The sequence below is a fragment of the Stenotrophomonas sp. YJH_SMC_64 genome (genome assembly GCF_059371375.1).
The window spans coordinates 112664-128421 of sequence record NZ_JCAFUN010000006.1; the positions used below are offsets into that span (position 1 = coordinate 112664).

Genomic DNA, 15758 nt, shown 5'->3' on the forward strand with positions numbered 1-15758 from the left:
TCAGTTTTGGTTATTCAGCCGTCCCGGCCCCTCGCGGCGCATAGGCGCGCAGGAAGAAGTCGATGCTGGCGGTCACGTGGGCAAGAGGGTCGCACTCCACCGGTGACAGTGGCATGCCGCACATCATATGCATGTGCACTTCGCCCTTGACCAGGGTCAGGAACTGCTCGCCAGCCAGCGAATAGTCGGTGATTTCCAGCTCGCCGCGCTCGGCGCGCGCCCGCAGGAAGTCAGCCAGGGCCTCGCAGGTACGTTCCGGTCCTGCCTTCCAGAACAGCTCGCGCAGGCGTTCGTCGGTCTCCGGCGCCATCATCATGCGCTGGATAGAGATCGCCGCATCGGAAGTGATCAGTTCGAAGAAGGCCAGGCCGATGCCGATCAGCTGGTCGCGCAGCGGGCCGTCCGCGTCGGCCACGAACAGGGCATCGGGCAGCATTTCAATGCACTTTGACTGCACGGCCTCGGAGAACAGGGTCTCCTTGTCGCCGAAGTGGCTGTACACGGTCAGCTTCGAGACGCCGGCCTGGGCGGCAATGGCGTCCATGCTCACGCCGGTATACCCCTGTTCGATGAACAGTACCTTGGCTGCTTCAAGGATCGCCGCGCGCTTGCCCAGATCCTTGGGGCGCCCGGGTCCGGCGGCCTTGGCAGCGGGCTTGGCCGACGGCTTGCGGGAAGTGGAAGAACTCATCGCAACAATACTAGACCAAGCGGTTCGATATTTATACTATACCGGCCGGTTTATTAAATTGGGCCGGCAGTCGCGGCTCCCCCTTGTTGCAACCCTGCGTTTTCAGGACGTTGACCGATGAAGATCGTGCGCTGGATGGGCGGTATGGTGTGGGTGGCTGCGCTGGCAGCCTGTTCGGGACAGGAACAGGCGCCGCAGGCGGCCGTGCCGGTACTGGTGGTTCACCCCGGCGAACAGGCCGGACAGGCGCCGGCGGCATTCCCGGGCACGGTGCGTGCCCGTCAGGAAAGCCCGCTGTCGTTCCGCGTCGGTGGCAACCTGGTCAAGCGCCACGTCGATGCCGGCCAGCGGGTGAAGAAGGGCGACGTGCTGGCCGAACTGGACGTGGCTGACTTCGCGCTGCAGGCCCGTGCCTCACAGGCGCAGCTGGCTGCTGCCGAGGCCGACCTGGTGCGTGCCCGCGATGACCTGAAGCGCTACCAGGTGCTGGCCGACCAGCAACTGGTCAGCCGCTCGCAGCTGGACCAGCAGTCCGCGGCGTTCAAGGCCGCGCAGGGCCAGGCCAATGCGGCCCGCGCCAACCTCGATGTGCTGCGCAACCAGGCTGACTACGCGCAGCTGCGCGCGCCGGCCGATGGCGTGATCGCCAGCCGCGAGGCCGAAGCCGGGCAGGTGGTGTCCGCCGGCCAGACCATCTTCAACCTGGCCGCCGATGGCGGCCGCGAAGTGCTGATCGACCTGCCCGAGGCGACCATCCGCGACTACGCGGTCGGCCAGCCGGTCGAGGTGGAACTGTGGAACCGCCCGGGCCAGCGCCTGCCCGGTACGATCCGCGAGATCGCCGCCGCCGCCGATCCGCAGGCACGCACCTATGCCACCCGCGTCAGCCTGGCCGCCGATGCGCTGGCCGATGTCGAACTGGGCCAGAGCGCACGCGTCTACAGCAGCGCCGGTCGCCACGGCACCCTGCAGCTGCCGCTGGGCGCGCTGCAGCGCGGTGCCAACGGTGCCGCCAGCGTGTGGGTGGTCGATCCGGCCAACAGCACGCTGAAGGCCGCCTCGGTCACCACCGGTGCGTTTGGCAGCGAGACCGTGCCGGTGCTGTCCGGCGTGAACGCGGGTGACTGGGTGGTTGCCGCCGGTGGCCACCTGCTGCGGGCGGGCCAGCCGGTGATCGCCGTGGACCGGCAGAACCGCCCGGTGCTGAAGCCGGCCGCGCCGGCCGCTGCCGCCAAGGCCAAGGAGTAAGCCGGTGCGCCGCTTCAATCTTTCCGAGTGGGCGCTGGCCAACCGCCCGCTGGTGCTGTTCGCGATGCTGGCCTTCGCGCTGATCGGCGCGTGGTCGTACAAGCACCTGGGCCAGTCCGAGGATCCACCATTCACCTTCAAGGCGATGGTGGTGCGCACGCTGTGGCCGGGCGCCACCGCCGAACAGGTCTCGCGGCAGGTGACCGAGCCGATCGAGAAGGCGCTGATGAACACCGGCGAGTACGAGTTCATCCGCTCCTATTCGCGCCCCGGCGAATCGCAGGTCATCTTCATGGCCCGCGACAGCCTGCGTTCCAGGCAGATCCCGGACCTGTGGTACCAGGTGCGCAAGCGCGTGGGCGACATCCGTGCGACGCTGCCGCGCGAGATCGTCGGTCCGTTCTTCAACGATGAGTTCGGCGACACCTACGGCAACATCTATGCGTTGACCGGCAAGGGCTTCGACTACGCGGTGATGCGCGACTACGCCGACCGCATCCAGCTGGAACTGCAGCGCGTGCCCGATGTCGGCAAGATCGACCTGGTCGGCCTGCAGGACGAGAAGGTGTGGATCGAGCTGTCCAACACCCGCCTGGCCACGCTGGGTGTGTCGATGCAGCAGGTACAGCAGGCGCTGGCCGACCAGAATGCGGTCACCGGCACCAGCTTCTTCGAGACCGCCACCGACCGCGTGCAGCTGCGCGTGACCGGCCAGTTCAACGACATCGAAGCGATCCGCCAGTTCCCGATCCGCGCCGGTGACCGCACCGTGCACCTGGGCGACATCGCCGAGGTCAAGCGTGGCTTCGCCGATCCGGCGTCGCCGAAGATGCGCTTCATGGGTGAAGAGGCCATCGGCCTGGCAGTGGCGATGAAGGATGGCGGTGACATCCTCAAGCTCGGCGCCAATCTCGATGCCGAGTTCGAGCGCCTGCAGAAGACCCTGCCGGCGGGCATGCAGCTGCGCAAGGTGTCCGACCAGCCGCAGTCGGTGGAAGAGTCGGTCGGCGAGTTCGTGCAGGTGCTGACCGAAGCGGTGGTGATCGTGCTGCTGGTCAGTTTCTTCTCGCTGGGCCTGCGCACCGGCCTGGTGGTGGGCGTGACCATTCCACTGGTGCTGGCGATGACCTTCTTCGTCATGCACTACTTCGACATCGGCCTGCACAAGATTTCGCTGGGTGCACTGGTGCTGGCGCTGGGCCTGCTGGTGGACGATGCGATCATCGCGGTGGAGATGATGGCCACCAAGATGGAGCAGGGTTACGACCGCCTGCGCGCGGCCAGTTTCGCCTGGGAATCCACCGCGTTCCCGATGCTGACCGGCACGCTGATCACGGCGGCCGGCTTCCTGCCCATCGCTACGGCGGCCTCGAGCACCGGTGAGTACACGCGTTCGCTGTTCCAGGTGGTGACCATCGCGCTGGTGGTGTCGTGGATCGCGGCGGTGCTGTTCATCCCGTACCTGGGCGACAAGATGCTGCCGGACCTGTTCAATCCGCAGCCGCCGAAGCCGGGCAGCGTGTCCGCGCGCTGGCACGCCAAGCGCCAGCAGTGGGCCGATCGTTATCCGGCGCTGGCCAACCTGATCGCGCCGCCGCAGCACGGGCACGACCACGATCCGTACCAGCGCCCGTTCTACCGCAGCTTCCGTCGCTTCCTCGATGGCTGCCTGCGCCACCGTTGGTGGGTGATTGCCGCGACCATTGCCCTGTTCGTGTTCTCGCTGATGATGTTCCGCTTCGTGCCGCAGCAGTTCTTCCCGGATTCGACCCGGCCGGAACTGATGGTGGACATCGAGCTGGCCGAGGGCGCATCGCTGCGCTCGACCCAGGCCCAGGCCGAGAAGCTGGAGAAGCTGCTGTCCAGCCGCGAGGGCATCGCCAACTACGTGTCCTACGTGGGCACCGGTTCGCCGCGCTTCTACCTGCCGCTGGACCAGCAGCTGCCGGCCACCAACTTCGCCCAGTTCGTGGTACTGGCCAAGGACATCAAGGCGCGCGAAAGCACCCGTGACTGGCTGCTGCACGAGGTGATTCCGAAGTTCCCGGACGTGCAGATGCGCGTGACCCGCCTGGAGAACGGCCCGCCGGTCGGCTATCCGGTGCAGATGCGCATTTCCGGCGAGCACATCGAGAAGGTGCAGGCGATTGCGCGCCAGGTCGAGGCCAAGGTGCGCGAGAACCCGCACGTGATGAACGTCAACCTGGACTGGAGCGAGCCGAGCAAGGTGGTGCGGCTGGTGATCGACCAGGAGCGTGCGCGGGCGCTGGGCGTGAGCAGTGCCCAGGTCAGCCAGTTCCTGTCCAGTTCGCTGGCCGGGCAGTCGGTGAGCGTGTACCGCGAAGGCAACCGCCAGATCGAGATGCTGCTGCGTGGCCCGGCCGATGAGCGCAACCAGCTGGAGCTGCTGTCCAGCCTGTCGATGCCGACCGCCAACGGCGGCAGCATCACGCTGTCGCAGGTGGCGACGATGGAGTACGGCTTCGAGGACGGCATCATCTGGCACCGCAACCGCCTGCCGACGGTGACCGTGCGTGCCGACATCAGCGACGGCATGCAGCCCCTGGACGTGGTGCATCAGATCCTGCCGACGCTGGATGGCATCCGTGCCGAGCTGCCGAACGGTTACCTGCTGGAAACCGGCGGTACCGTGGAGGATTCGGCACGTGGCCAGAACTCGATCAAGGCCGGCATGCCGCTGTTCCTGGTGGTGGTGGCCACGCTGCTGATGCTGCAGCTGCGCAGCTTCTCGCGTGCGGCGATGGTGCTGGTGACCGCGCCGCTGGGCATCATCGGCGCGACGTTGTTCCTGCTGCTGTTCCGCGCGCCGTTCGGCTTCGTGGCACTGCTGGGCACGATCGCGCTGGCCGGCATGATCATGCGCAACTCGGTGATCCTGATCGACCAGATCCAGCAGGACATCGATGCCGGGCATGACCGCTGGCATTCGATCATCGATGCGACGGTGCGCCGCTTCCGCCCGATCGTACTGACCGCGCTGGCGGCCGTGCTGGCGATGATTCCGCTGTCGCGCAGCGCGTTCTATGGCTCGATGGCGATCTCGATCATGGGCGGCCTGATCGTCGGCACGGTGCTGACCCTGGTGTTCCTGCCGGCGTTGTACGCGGCATGGTTCCGGGTCAAGCCGGACGAATCCGGGGCGTAATGCCCCGGGTTCTGCGGCCGGGGTCGGATCCCTTTCCCGCTGGGAATGGGCTCTGACCCCATCCACCTTGTGCACATCCACGCATGGCGTGGATCTACTGTAGCTGCAGGCCGCTCCGTAGCACTGGCAGCAGCCATTCGATGAATACCTGCACGCGTTGTGCGCGGTGCTGCCGATGCGGCTGCAGCAGGGTCACCGGCAATGGTTGCGCCACATGCTGCGGCATCACCTCCACCAATGCGCCTGACTGCAGTTCGGCCTGCACGTCGTAGCGCGGAATCTGCAGCAGCCCCAGCCCCGCCACGCAGCACGCGATCGACGCTTCTGCACTGTTCACCCGCACCCAGCCGGGCATCGGCAATGTGCGTAGCTGCGTACCCTCCTGCCACTCCCACGGTTCCACCCGCGCCGTGGTCGGTGACGCGTAGTTCACCGCCCGGTGCTGCTGCAGGTCGGCAGGTTGCTGCGGCACACCGTACTCGCGCAGGTAGGCCGGCGCGGCAACGTTGACGAAGTCGAGCTGGCCCAGCGTGCGGGCCACCAGGCTGGAATCGCCCAGCTGGCCGACCCGCAGCACCGCATCGCAGCCGTCTTCGATCAGGTTCACCGCGCGGTCGGTCATGCCCAGGTCGACTTCCACCTGCGGATGGCGCGCGAAGAAGTCGGGCAGCGCCGGGGCGATGATGCGGCGGCCGATGCGACTGGGCACGTCGATCTTCAGCAGACCCACCGGCTGCGCATCGTCCTGCCGGAACAGCGATTCGGCGTCTTCAACCTCGGCGATCAGGCGCAGGCAGCGGGCATGGAACACGTCGCCGTCGTGGGTGGTGGCCACCCGTCGGGTCGAGCGCTGCAGCAGGCGGGTGCCGAGCCGCTGCTCCAGCTCCGCAATGGCTGCCGAGACGGTGGAGCGGGGCAGGCCGAGCTGGTCGGCGGCGCGGGTGAAGCTGGAGCACTCCACCACCCGGGTGAAGATGCGGAAGCGATCGATCCGGTCCATTGTTCGCTGGCTCTGGAAGGTTAAGTCAATGCGGCGGGCTTTATCCGCATTTTCTGCACGATATCGTCGTCAGGGCAGGGTTGCCACCCCGGGCAGCCCACTTCCGAGACCGAGGCCATGACCGACCATTCCCTCAAGGGCAAGACCGTGCTGATCGCCGGTGGCGCCAAGAACCTGGGCGGACTGATCGCCCGCGACTTCGCCAGCCAGGGCGCCAAAGCCATCGTCATCCACTACAACAGCGCCGCCACCCAGGCCGATGCAGAGGCGACCGTCGCCGCCGTGCAGGCCGCTGGCAGCAAGGCGGTTGCCCTGCAGGGCGACCTGACGTCGGCGGCAGCGATGGAGCGCTTGTTCGCCGATGCCGTGGCCGCAGTCGGCCGTCCCGACATCGCCATCAATACGGTCGGCAAGGTGCTGAAGAAGCCGCTGCTGGAGATCAGCGAAGCGGAGTACGACGAGATGAGCGCGGTCAACGCCAAGGCCGCGTTCTTCTTCCTCAAGGAGGCTGGACGCCACGTCAACGACGGTGGCCGCATCTGCACCCTGGTCACCTCACTGCTGGGTGCGTTCACGCCGTTCTATTCCAGCTATGCCGGCACCAAGGCGCCGGTTGAGCATTTCACCCGCGCGGCGTCCAAGGAGTTCGGTGAGCGCGGCATCTCGGTGACTGCGATCGGGCCGGGCCCGATGGACACGCCGTTCTTCTACCCGGCCGAGAGTGCCGATGCGCAGGCGTACCACAAGACCGCGGCCGCGCTCTCGGCGTTCACCCGCACCGGCCTGACCGACATCGCCGACATCGTGCCGTGGATCCGCTTCCTGGTCACCGACGGCTGGTGGATGACCGGGCAGACCATCCTGGTCAATGGCGGTTACACCACCAAGTAAAGCAGCCACGCATGGCGTGGCTCTACAGTAGAGCCACCCCATGGGGGGCTGCCCGCAATGTGCGAAGGGAGAGGCGCCACGCGTGGCGTGGCGCTATCGGATCAGTTGAGTTTGGCCAGCACCGCGTCGGTGGCGGCCGCCGTGCTCACGGCGGAACCCCGGGCGGCTAGGTCTGCGGTGAACACGCCGTCGTCCAGCACCGCGTGCACCGCCGCTTCCACCGCTGCGGCTTCGTCCTCCAACCCCAGCGAATGGCGCAGCAGCATCGCGGCGCTGAAGATCGTCGCGTACGGATTGGCGATGCCCTTGCCAGCGATGTCCGGGGCCGAACCATGGATGGGCTCGTAGATGCCGACTGCACCGGGTTCGCCCAGCGAGGCCGACGGCAGCAGGCCGAGCGAGCCGGCCAGCATCGAGGCCTCATCGGTGAGGATGTCGCCGAACATGTTCTCGGTCACGATCACGTCGTACTCGCGCGGCTTGGCCAGCAGGTGCATGGCCATGGAATCGACCAGCTGGTGCTCCAGTGCAACGTCCGGGAATTCCTCGCGGCCGATGCGCGCGGCCACGTCACGCCACAGGCGCGAGGTCTCCAGAACGTTGGCCTTGTCCACCGAGGTGACCTTGCCGCGGCGCTGCCGGGCCAGACGGAAGGCACTGCGCAGCACGCGTTCGATCTCGGCCACGGTGTAGCGGCACAGGTCGCTGGCGCTGTCGGCGTCGCGGGTCTTGTCGCCGAAGTAGATGCCGCCGGTCAGCTCGCGTACCACCACGAAGTCCACGCCCTGCAGCAGCTCGGCCTTGATCGGCGAGGCGTGCAGCGCGGCCTCATGGGTACGCACCGGGCGCAGGTTGGCATACAGGCCCAGCGCCTTGCGGATCGCCAGCAGGCCCTGTTCCGGGCGCACCTTGGCGTTGGGATCGGACCACTTCGGGCCGCCGACCGCACCCAGCAGCACCGCGTTGGCGGCCTGGCAGGCAGTCAACGTAGAGGCCGGCAGCGGCTCGCCGTGGCGGTCGATGGCGATGCCACCGATGTCGTGCTCGCTGAAGGTGAAGGTGTGGTTGAAGCGCGTGGCGACAGACTTCAGGACGGCGACTGCCGCGGCGGCCACTTCCGGGCCGATGCCATCACCGGGCAGGACAACAATTTCAGCGTGCATGCTCACTCTCGTAGCGTTCGATTTCAGGGACACGGCCCAACAGATACCCCAACTGGTCGACGCCTTCCAGCAGGCAGGTCTGCGAGAAGCCATCCAGCGGGAAGGAATAGACGCGCCCATCGGGCGTGCGCAGCTCACGCGCGGCCACGTCGATGGTCAGCTCGTCGTCCGGGCGCTGCATCAGCGCCTGCACGTCGGCTTCGTCCAGCACGATTGGCAGCAGTCCGTTCTTCAGCGAGTTGCCGCGGAAGATGTCGGCGATCTCGCTGCTGACGATGGCGCGCAGGCCCAGATCGGTCAATGCCCACGGTGCATGCTCGCGCGAAGAACCGCAGCCGAAGTTGCGGCCCGCCAGCAGGATGCTGCGGCCGGCGTTGTGCGGCTGGTTGAAGGCGAAGTCGGCCACCGGCGAACCGTCGGCCTGCCAGCGCCAGTCATTGAACGCGTTGCGGCCCAGGCCGGCGCGTTCGGTGGTGGACAGGAACCGCGCCGGAATGATCTGGTCGGTGTCGATGTTGGTCTGGCGCAGCACCACGCTGGCCGAGGTCAGGGTACGGAAACCGGCCATCACGCCACCTCCTGTGCGAACAGTTCGCGGGTATCGGCGACGTGCCCGTTCACCGCGGCCCACGCCGCGCTCATCGGCGAGGCCAGCAGCGTGCGCGAACCAGGGCCCTGGCGGCCTTCGAAATTGCGGTTGCTGGTGCTCACGGCCAGCTGCCCGGGTGCGACCAGATCGCCGTTCATGGCGATGCACATCGAGCAGCCCGGCTCGCGCCACTCGGCACCGGCCGCGCGCACGATCTCGTGGATGCCTTCGGCCTCGGCTTCGCGCTTGACGATCTCCGAGCCCGGCACCACCAGCATGCGCACCCGGTCAGCGACGCGACGACCGCGCAGTACCTGCGCCACTTCGCGCATGTCGCTCAGCCGACCGTTGGTGCACGAACCGACGAACACCACGTCCACCGGCGTTCCGGCCAGCGCCTTGCCGGCCTGGAAATGCATGTAGTCCAGGCCCTTCTGTGCGGCGGCATCGTTGGCCGCCGGAATCGGCGCATCCACCGCGATAGCCGTGCCCGGATGGGTACCCCAGGTCAGGGTCGGGCGGATGTCGGCGGCGTCAATGTGCGCTTCGCTGTCGAAACGCGCGCCCTCATCGCTGCGCAGCTGCTGCCAGCGCGCCACGGCGGCGTCGAAATCGGCGCCCTTCGGCCCGCGCGGCGTAGCGGCGACGAAGTCGAAGGTGACCTGGTCCGGCGCCACCATGCCGGCACGCGCACCCGCCTCGATCGACATGTTGCACAGGGTCATGCGCTGTTCCATGTCCATCGCTTCGATGGTGCTGCCACGGAACTCGATGACGTGGCCGGTGCCGCCGTTGACGCCGATCACGCCGATGATGTGCAGGACCACGTCCTTGGCGCCGACGCCGGGCGCCAGCGGGCCATCGACGGTGATCGCGAAGGTCTTCGCCTTGCGCTGCAGCAGGCACTGCGTGGCCAGCACGTGGCCGACTTCACTGGTGCCGATGCCGAAGGCCAGTGAACCGAACGCACCGTGGGTGGAGGTGTGGCTGTCGCCGCAGACGATGGTCATGCCGGGCTGGGTGAAGCCTTGTTCCGGCGCGATCACGTGGACGATGCCGCGGTTGTCCGAGGCCATGTCGAACAGTTCGATGCCGTGTTCGGCGCAGTTGCGTGCCAGGGTGGCGACCTGCGCTTCGGACGCAGCGCTGGCGTAGGGCAACGTGCCGTCGGCGGCAGGCGGCAGGGTTGGCGTGGAGTGGTCCATCGTCGCCTTGGTGCGGTCCGGCCGGCGCGGCGACAGGCCGCGCTCGCGCAGTTCGGTGAACGCCTGCGGCGAGGTCACCTCGTGGATCAGGTGCAGGTCGATGTACAGCACGGCGGGCGCGCTGTCGGTTTCGGGAACCACCACGTGGGCGTCCCACAGTTTGTCGTACAGGGTGCGGGGTGCGGAAGTCATGCGTATGCCTGGCAGAAGTACGAAATAGCGAACATCAGTAGAGAAAGCGGAACGGTCAAGTCAGCGGCGGCGGGCGAGCACGCGCAGGCGCACGTAGTCGGCCAGCGGCTGGCCGGCGGCATTGCGCGGCAGCTCGGCCAGCAACGCGGTGGCGGCCTCGCGCACGGTAGCGCGGGCCTCGGCCGGCAGGTCGTCCAGCAGTGGTGCGGCGAAGACCCGCAGCCAGCCGGCCACGCCGGTCGGCAGTGCGGTCGGGCGCGGCGTGCACTCGATCAGTTGCACCTGGAAGCCATGCTGGCGCAGGCGGTCGGCGTAGGCATCGGCCGTCGGGAAATACCACTGGAAGGTGCTGGCGCCATGGCCGTGGGCCACGCGCGCGGCCTGTACCGCCGCGATGATCGTGGCCACGTTGCCGTGGCCACCGAATTCGGCGACAAAGCGGCCGCCGGGGCGCAGGGCGCGGCGCACGCCTTCCAGCACGCGGTCCGGAGTCGTCATCCAATGCAGTGCGGCATTGCTGAACACTGCATCGAACTCACTGTCGAACGACAGCGCGTGGCCGTCCATCACCTGCGCGTCGACACCGCGTGCGCGGGCGGCGACCACCAGTTCCGGCGAAGCATCCACGCCGTGGATGCGTGCGCCGCTCAGCGCCAGTTCGGTGCTGAGCACGCCATCGCCACAGCCCAGGTCGAGGATGCGCTCACCGGCGCGCGGGTCGAGCAGGCGCGAGACCGCGCCGCCGAGCAGCGGGACGAAGCCGGCGTCGATCGCATAGTCCTGGGCGTTCCACTGCTGGCCAGCGACGCTGGCCGGGGTGAAGGTGTCGAAGGCGCTCATGGCGGGTTCCTCAGGCGGTGGCAGGGGTGGGAACGTCGGTGCTGTTGTGGGTGGTGGCCTGGCGCTGGCGTAGCAGGCGGTTGGCTACATCCAGCCAGGCCAGCGCGGAGGCTTCGATGATGTCCTTGCTGGTGCCGGTGCCGTCGTACTCCACGCCTTCGTGGCGCACGCTCAGGTTGGCCTCACCGCGCGCATCGGCGCCGATGCCGACGCTGTGCACGTGGTAACTGTCCAGCATCAGCTGCACGCCGGTGGCGGCCGACAGTGCGCCGAACAGCGCATCGACCGGGCCGTCGCCCTGCGCGGTCTCGGCCACGCGGTTGCCATCCGGATCGGACAGTTCGACCAGTGCGTTGGCGCGGCTGCCGACATCGCTGATGGTCATCGAGGCCAGGCGGTAGCCCTGTGCGTTGGAACCGCCCTGCATCAGCGTCTGCAGATCGGCATCGGTGACCACGCGCTGCTGTTCGCACAGGCCCTTGAACTGCTCGAACACCAGCTTCAGTTCGTCTTCGTCCAGCCAGAAGCCCAGCGCACGCAGGCGAGCTTCAACGGCGGCACGGCCACTGTGGCGGCCCAGCACCATCTGCGAGTCCTCCCAACCCACGTCTTCCGGGCGCATGATTTCGTAGGTACCGCGATGGCGCAGCATGCCGTGCTGGTGGATGCCCGATTCGTGGGCGAACGCATTGGCGCCGACGATGGCCTTGTTGCGCTGTACCGGCATGCCGACCAGGCGCTGCAGCAGCTGCGAGGTGCCGACGATGCGCGGGGTGTTGATCGAACTGTCCTGCTCGTAGAAGGCCTGGCGCACCTTCAGCACCATCGCGATCTCTTCCAGCGAACAGTTGCCGGCGCGTTCGCCGATGCCGTTGATGGTGCACTCGACCTGGCGCGCGCCGCCTTCGATGGCGGCCAGCGAGTTGGCCACGGCCAGGCCCAGGTCGTTGTGGCAGTGCGCGCTGAAGATCACGTTGGCCGCGTTCGGCACGTCGGCGACGCCGGCGATGACCTGCTGGAACATCGCGCGGATTTCTTCCGGCGTGGTGAAGCCGACGGTGTCGGGCAGGTTGATGGTGGTGGCGCCGGCGGCGATCGCCACGCGCGCGACTTCGATCAGGTAGTCCAGCTCGGTACGGGTGGCATCCTCGGCCGAGAACTCGACATCGTTGATATAGGAACGGGCCAGCGATACGTGCTTGCGTACCGACTCCAGTACCTGTTCGCGGGTCATGCGCAGCTTGTGCTCGCGGTGCAGCGGGCTGGTCGACAGGAACACATGCAGGCGCGGGTTGGCCGCGGCTTCCAGTGCGCGTGCCGAGGTCTCGATATCGGCCTGCAGGCAGCGTGACAGCACCGCCAGGGTCAGGCTCGGGCGGCGCAGTTCGCGGCCGATCAGTGCCATCGCTTCGCGGTCGGACTGCGAGCTGGCCGGGAAGCCGGTCTCGATGATGTCCACGCCCAGTTCGTCCAGCGCACGCGCCATCACCAGCTTCTGCGGCGGGCTCATGCTGCAGCCGGGGGACTGCTCGCCGTCACGCAGGGTGGTGTCGAAGATGCGGATGCGCGGGGTGGTAATTCGTTCGATGGTGGTCACAGGGAAATCTCCTCGACAGCGGGCGTTGCGGCTTGCAGGTGGGAAGGGGAAGGCATGGGGGAGGGCGGCGCGCTGGCCTTGGCGGGCGAGCGGGGTGTTTCGCTGCGCCGTCGCCGTGGCTTGCGCGGCGGGCGCGGTCGGATGTCGGTTAGCAGGCCGGCCAGCACACCGGCATCGATGTTCCCGCCGGAGACCACCGCGCACTTGCGGCGGCCCGCGACGCGGCGGCCAGCGGCCAGCGCCAGCGCGCCGGCACCCTCGGCAATGATGTGTTCTTCCAGTGCCAGCCGGACCAGGGTTTCGCGCAGTTCGGCTTCGCGCACGATCACCACATCGTCCAGCAGCGAGGTGCATAGGCGACGGGTCAGGAAGCCGGGGATCTTCACCCGCACGCCGTCGGCCAGCGAGGCGACGGGTGCGATCTCGCGCACGTCGCCGCGGATCGCGCGTGCCATCGAATCAACGCCTTCCACCTGCGCGCCGACCACGCGCACGCCCTGTGATTTCAGCGCCAGGGCCACGCCGGAAGCCAGGCCACCGCCACCGATCGGCACGATCACCACGTCCGGGGCATGCGCGGCCAGCTCGATGCCGACCGTGCCCTGGCCGGCGATCACGTCGGCATCGTCGAACGCGGACAGGAAGCGGTAGCCGTGGCGTTGTGCCAGTTCGACCGCGAAGGCGTAGGCTTCGTCATAGCTGTTGCCGTGCTGGCGCACGGTCGCGCCCCAGTGGGCGACGCCGGCGATCTTGGTGGCGGGTGCACCATGCGGCATCACAGTGATGGCCGGCACATCCAGGCGATAGGCGGCCCAGGCCACGCCCTGGGCGTGGTTGCCGGCCGAGGCGCAGATCACCGGCCGGGTGTCGCCGCGTTCGCGGCCGGCCAGCAGTGCATTCAATGCGCCGCGTACCTTGTAGGAACCGGTGCGCTGCAGGTTCTCCAGCTTCAGCCAGGTACCGAAGCGTTCGGCGTGGTGCAGCGGGGTGGGCGGCAGGAAGCGGCGCAGGCGGGCCTGCGCTGCCAGGACGTCGGCGACGCTTACGTCGCCGACATCGCTTTCCTGGCTGGTGTCAGCGGCCGGCATGGGCCACCGGCGCGGTACGGAAGACCGCCGCATGCGGGCACGGGCGGCGAAGAAGACGCCTCCGTACCGGCACCGTGGTCGCTACGGTACGGGTGTTCATGGCGATACTCCTTCCACGGCGGTGACCTGCACGGACACGCAGTCGTAGATCTTCTCGATCTGCCGGCACAGCGTTTCCGCCGGGCGCTGGCCATCGACGACCAGCTGCAGGTGCCAGCGGCCATCGTCGGCGGCCACCGGTGCGCCGCTGATCGCACGCGGCGCAAAGCCGCGGCGTTCTGCCATGCCGATCACGCGCAGCAGCGCGCCCTCGGCCGGGTGCAGCACCAGGTCAAGCCGGTATTGCATTGGGGGTCTCCTGGCGGGCGTGGGCGGGATTGCTTTCCAGCATCGTGCTGTTGGCGGTGTTCGGCGGCACCAGCGGCCACACGTTGGCGCGTGCATCGATGGCCACGTGCAGCAGCGCCGGGCCGGGCTCGGCCAGCAGCGCGGCCAGGCCGCCTTCCACGTCGTCGCGGTTGTCGATGCGGGTGGCGGCAATGCCGAACACCTGCGCCAAGGCTACGAAGTCCGGGTTGTCGGACAGGTCGATCTCGCTGTAACGCTCGGCGAAGAACAGTTCCTGCCACTGCCGCACCATGCCCAGCGAGCTGTTGTCCAGCAGCACGATCTTCACCGGCAGGCGGCAGCGGGCGATGGTCGCCAGCTCCTGCACGTTCATCATGAAGCTGCCGTCGCCGGACACCAGTACCACGGTGCGCTCCGGGCAGGCGAACTGCGCACCCATCGCCGCTGGCAGGCCGAAGCCCATCGTGCCCAGTGCGCCACTGGTCAGGTGGTTGCGGGGATGGTTGAAGCGGCAGTGCTGGGCCACCCACATCTGGTGCTGGCCGACATCGCAGGCGATCACCGCATCGGCCGGGGCCAGCTCGCTCAGTCGCTTCAGCAGCGCCGGGGCGTAGATGTGCTGGCCCGGTGCGTCGTAGCGGGCGGCGAAGCGGTCGCGGTGCTGCGCACAGCGCTTGCGCCACGCGTCCTGGTGGGCCTTGGGGGAGGGGAAGGCCGCACGCAGGGCGCGGATGGCGTGACCGACATTGCCAGGCACGGCGACGTCGGCACTGCGCAGCTTGGAGATCTCGTAGGCGTCCGCATCGATGTGGACGACGCGGGCAAATGGCGCGAACTCGGCCAGCTTGCCGGTGGCGCGGTCATCGAAACGCGCACCCAGCACCAGCAGCAGGTCGCTTTCCTGCACCGCCATGTTGGCTGCGCGGGTGCCGTGCATGCCCAGCATGCCCAGCGACTGCGGATGGTGGGCCGGCAGTGCACCCAGGCCGCGCAGGGTCATCACGGTGGGGATGGCACTGGCCTCGACGAAGTCGCGCAGGTCCTGCACGGCATCGCCCAGGGCGATGCCACCACCTGCGTAGACCACCGGCTTCTCGGCCGCCGCCAGCGCGGCGATGGCCTCGGCGATGGCGGCCTCGGCCGGCGCCGGCGGCGGTTCGACGCTGCTGGGCACGTGCGCCGGCAGATGGCTGGCATCGGCCAGCTGCACATCCTTGGGCAGGTCGATCAGCACCGGGCCTGGGCGACCCTCACGGGCAATGCGGAACGCATCGGCCACCACGCGCGGCAGGTCATCGACGCTGCGCACCAGCCAGCTGTGCTTGACGATCGGCATCGTCAGGCCGAACACATCCAGTTCCTGGAAGGCGTCGGTGCCCAGCAGCGGCGTGCCGACCTGGCCGGTGATGCAGACCATCGGTACCGAATCCAGCATCGCATCGGCAATGCCGGTCACCAGGTTCGAGGCGCCCGGGCCGGAGGTGGCCACGCAGACGCCCACCTGGTTGCTGGCGCGGGCGAAGCCGTTGGCGGCCAGCGCCGCGCCCTGCTCATGGCGTACCAGGATGTGCTTCAGCGACGAATCCACCAGCGCGTCGTAGAACGGCATGATGGTGCCACCGGGATAGCCGAACAGCGTGCGGACGCCTTCGGCCTCCAGCGCCTGGGTCAGCCAGCGCGCGCCGTTGGGCGGCGCGCTGCGATGTGTCGAAGAGTTCATGGGGGAACCTTGCAAAGCGG

Annotated in this window: 13 protein-coding genes; 3 read left to right on the forward strand and 10 right to left on the reverse strand. The window is 68.0% G+C overall.

All coding sequences use genetic code 11. From position 1 onward, the window contains the following. Window positions 1-10: 10 nt before the first annotated feature. The gene (locus AC5P9L_RS07950) at window positions 11-691 is read right to left on the reverse strand and encodes a TetR/AcrR family transcriptional regulator (RefSeq protein WP_005410959.1); all 681 of its coding nucleotides are present in this window, start codon (window positions 689-691) and stop codon (window positions 11-13) included. Between the two features lie 117 nt (window positions 692-808). Here AC5P9L_RS07950 and AC5P9L_RS07955 point away from each other — a divergent pair, with 117 nt between their 5' ends. Both AC5P9L_RS07955 and AC5P9L_RS07960 read left to right on the forward strand, forming a co-directional pair. Continuing rightward, entirely contained in the window at window positions 809-1939 is a 1131-nt protein-coding gene (locus AC5P9L_RS07955) for an efflux RND transporter periplasmic adaptor subunit (RefSeq protein ID WP_005410958.1), read from the forward strand. A gap of 4 nt (window positions 1940-1943) precedes the next feature. Further along, entirely contained in the window at window positions 1944-5105 is a 3162-nt protein-coding gene (locus AC5P9L_RS07960) for an efflux RND transporter permease subunit (protein WP_005410957.1), read from the forward strand. A 94-nt stretch (window positions 5106-5199) separates the two neighbouring features. Here the strand turns inward: AC5P9L_RS07960 and AC5P9L_RS07965 are convergent, their stop codons facing one another. Beyond that, window positions 5200-6105, reverse strand: coding sequence for a LysR family transcriptional regulator (locus AC5P9L_RS07965; RefSeq protein ID WP_060380455.1), 906 nt, complete (start codon window positions 6103-6105; stop codon window positions 5200-5202). 117 nt (window positions 6106-6222) lie between these two features. Here AC5P9L_RS07965 and AC5P9L_RS07970 point away from each other — a divergent pair, with 117 nt between their 5' ends. Next, a complete protein-coding gene (locus AC5P9L_RS07970) occupies window positions 6223-6996 on the forward strand; it encodes an SDR family oxidoreductase (protein WP_005414410.1) in 774 nt (257 codons plus the stop codon). 101 nt (window positions 6997-7097) lie between these two features. Here the strand turns inward: AC5P9L_RS07970 and leuB are convergent, their stop codons facing one another. The 8 genes from leuB to ilvG form a co-directional block, all read right to left on the reverse strand. Further along, a complete protein-coding gene (gene leuB / locus AC5P9L_RS07975) occupies window positions 7098-8159 on the reverse strand; it encodes a 3-isopropylmalate dehydrogenase (protein WP_012481204.1) in 1062 nt (353 codons plus the stop codon). Continuing rightward, a complete protein-coding gene (gene leuD / locus AC5P9L_RS07980) occupies window positions 8149-8727 on the reverse strand; it encodes a 3-isopropylmalate dehydratase small subunit (RefSeq protein ID WP_005410953.1) in 579 nt (192 codons plus the stop codon). The genes leuB and leuD overlap by 11 nt, the downstream gene beginning before the upstream one ends. Then, complete coding sequence (leuC, locus tag AC5P9L_RS07985; RefSeq protein WP_043034057.1) at window positions 8727-10145, reverse strand: 3-isopropylmalate dehydratase large subunit; 1419 nt, start codon at window positions 10143-10145, stop codon at window positions 8727-8729. Before leuC ends, leuD begins: the two co-directional genes overlap by 1 nt. Window positions 10146-10205: 60 nt before the next feature. After that, entirely contained in the window at window positions 10206-10985 is a 780-nt protein-coding gene (locus tag AC5P9L_RS07990; protein WP_227415419.1) for a class I SAM-dependent methyltransferase, read from the reverse strand. Window positions 10986-10995: 10 nt separating this feature from the next. Continuing rightward, a complete protein-coding gene (locus AC5P9L_RS07995) occupies window positions 10996-12582 on the reverse strand; it encodes a 2-isopropylmalate synthase (protein ID WP_227415418.1) in 1587 nt (528 codons plus the stop codon). Next, window positions 12579-13670 (reverse strand): threonine dehydratase, encoded by a 1092-nt coding sequence (locus tag AC5P9L_RS08000; protein ID WP_033835631.1) that lies wholly within the window; start codon window positions 13668-13670, stop codon window positions 12579-12581. The genes AC5P9L_RS07995 and AC5P9L_RS08000 overlap by 4 nt, the downstream gene beginning before the upstream one ends. Before the next feature lie 96 nt (window positions 13671-13766). Beyond that, window positions 13767-14018, reverse strand: coding sequence for an ACT domain-containing protein (locus AC5P9L_RS08005; RefSeq protein ID WP_005410947.1), 252 nt, complete (start codon window positions 14016-14018; stop codon window positions 13767-13769). Next, window positions 14002-15738, reverse strand: coding sequence for an acetolactate synthase 2 catalytic subunit (gene ilvG / locus AC5P9L_RS08010; RefSeq protein ID WP_227415417.1), 1737 nt, complete (start codon window positions 15736-15738; stop codon window positions 14002-14004). The genes AC5P9L_RS08005 and ilvG overlap by 17 nt, the downstream gene beginning before the upstream one ends. Window positions 15739-15758: the final 20 nt, after the last annotated feature.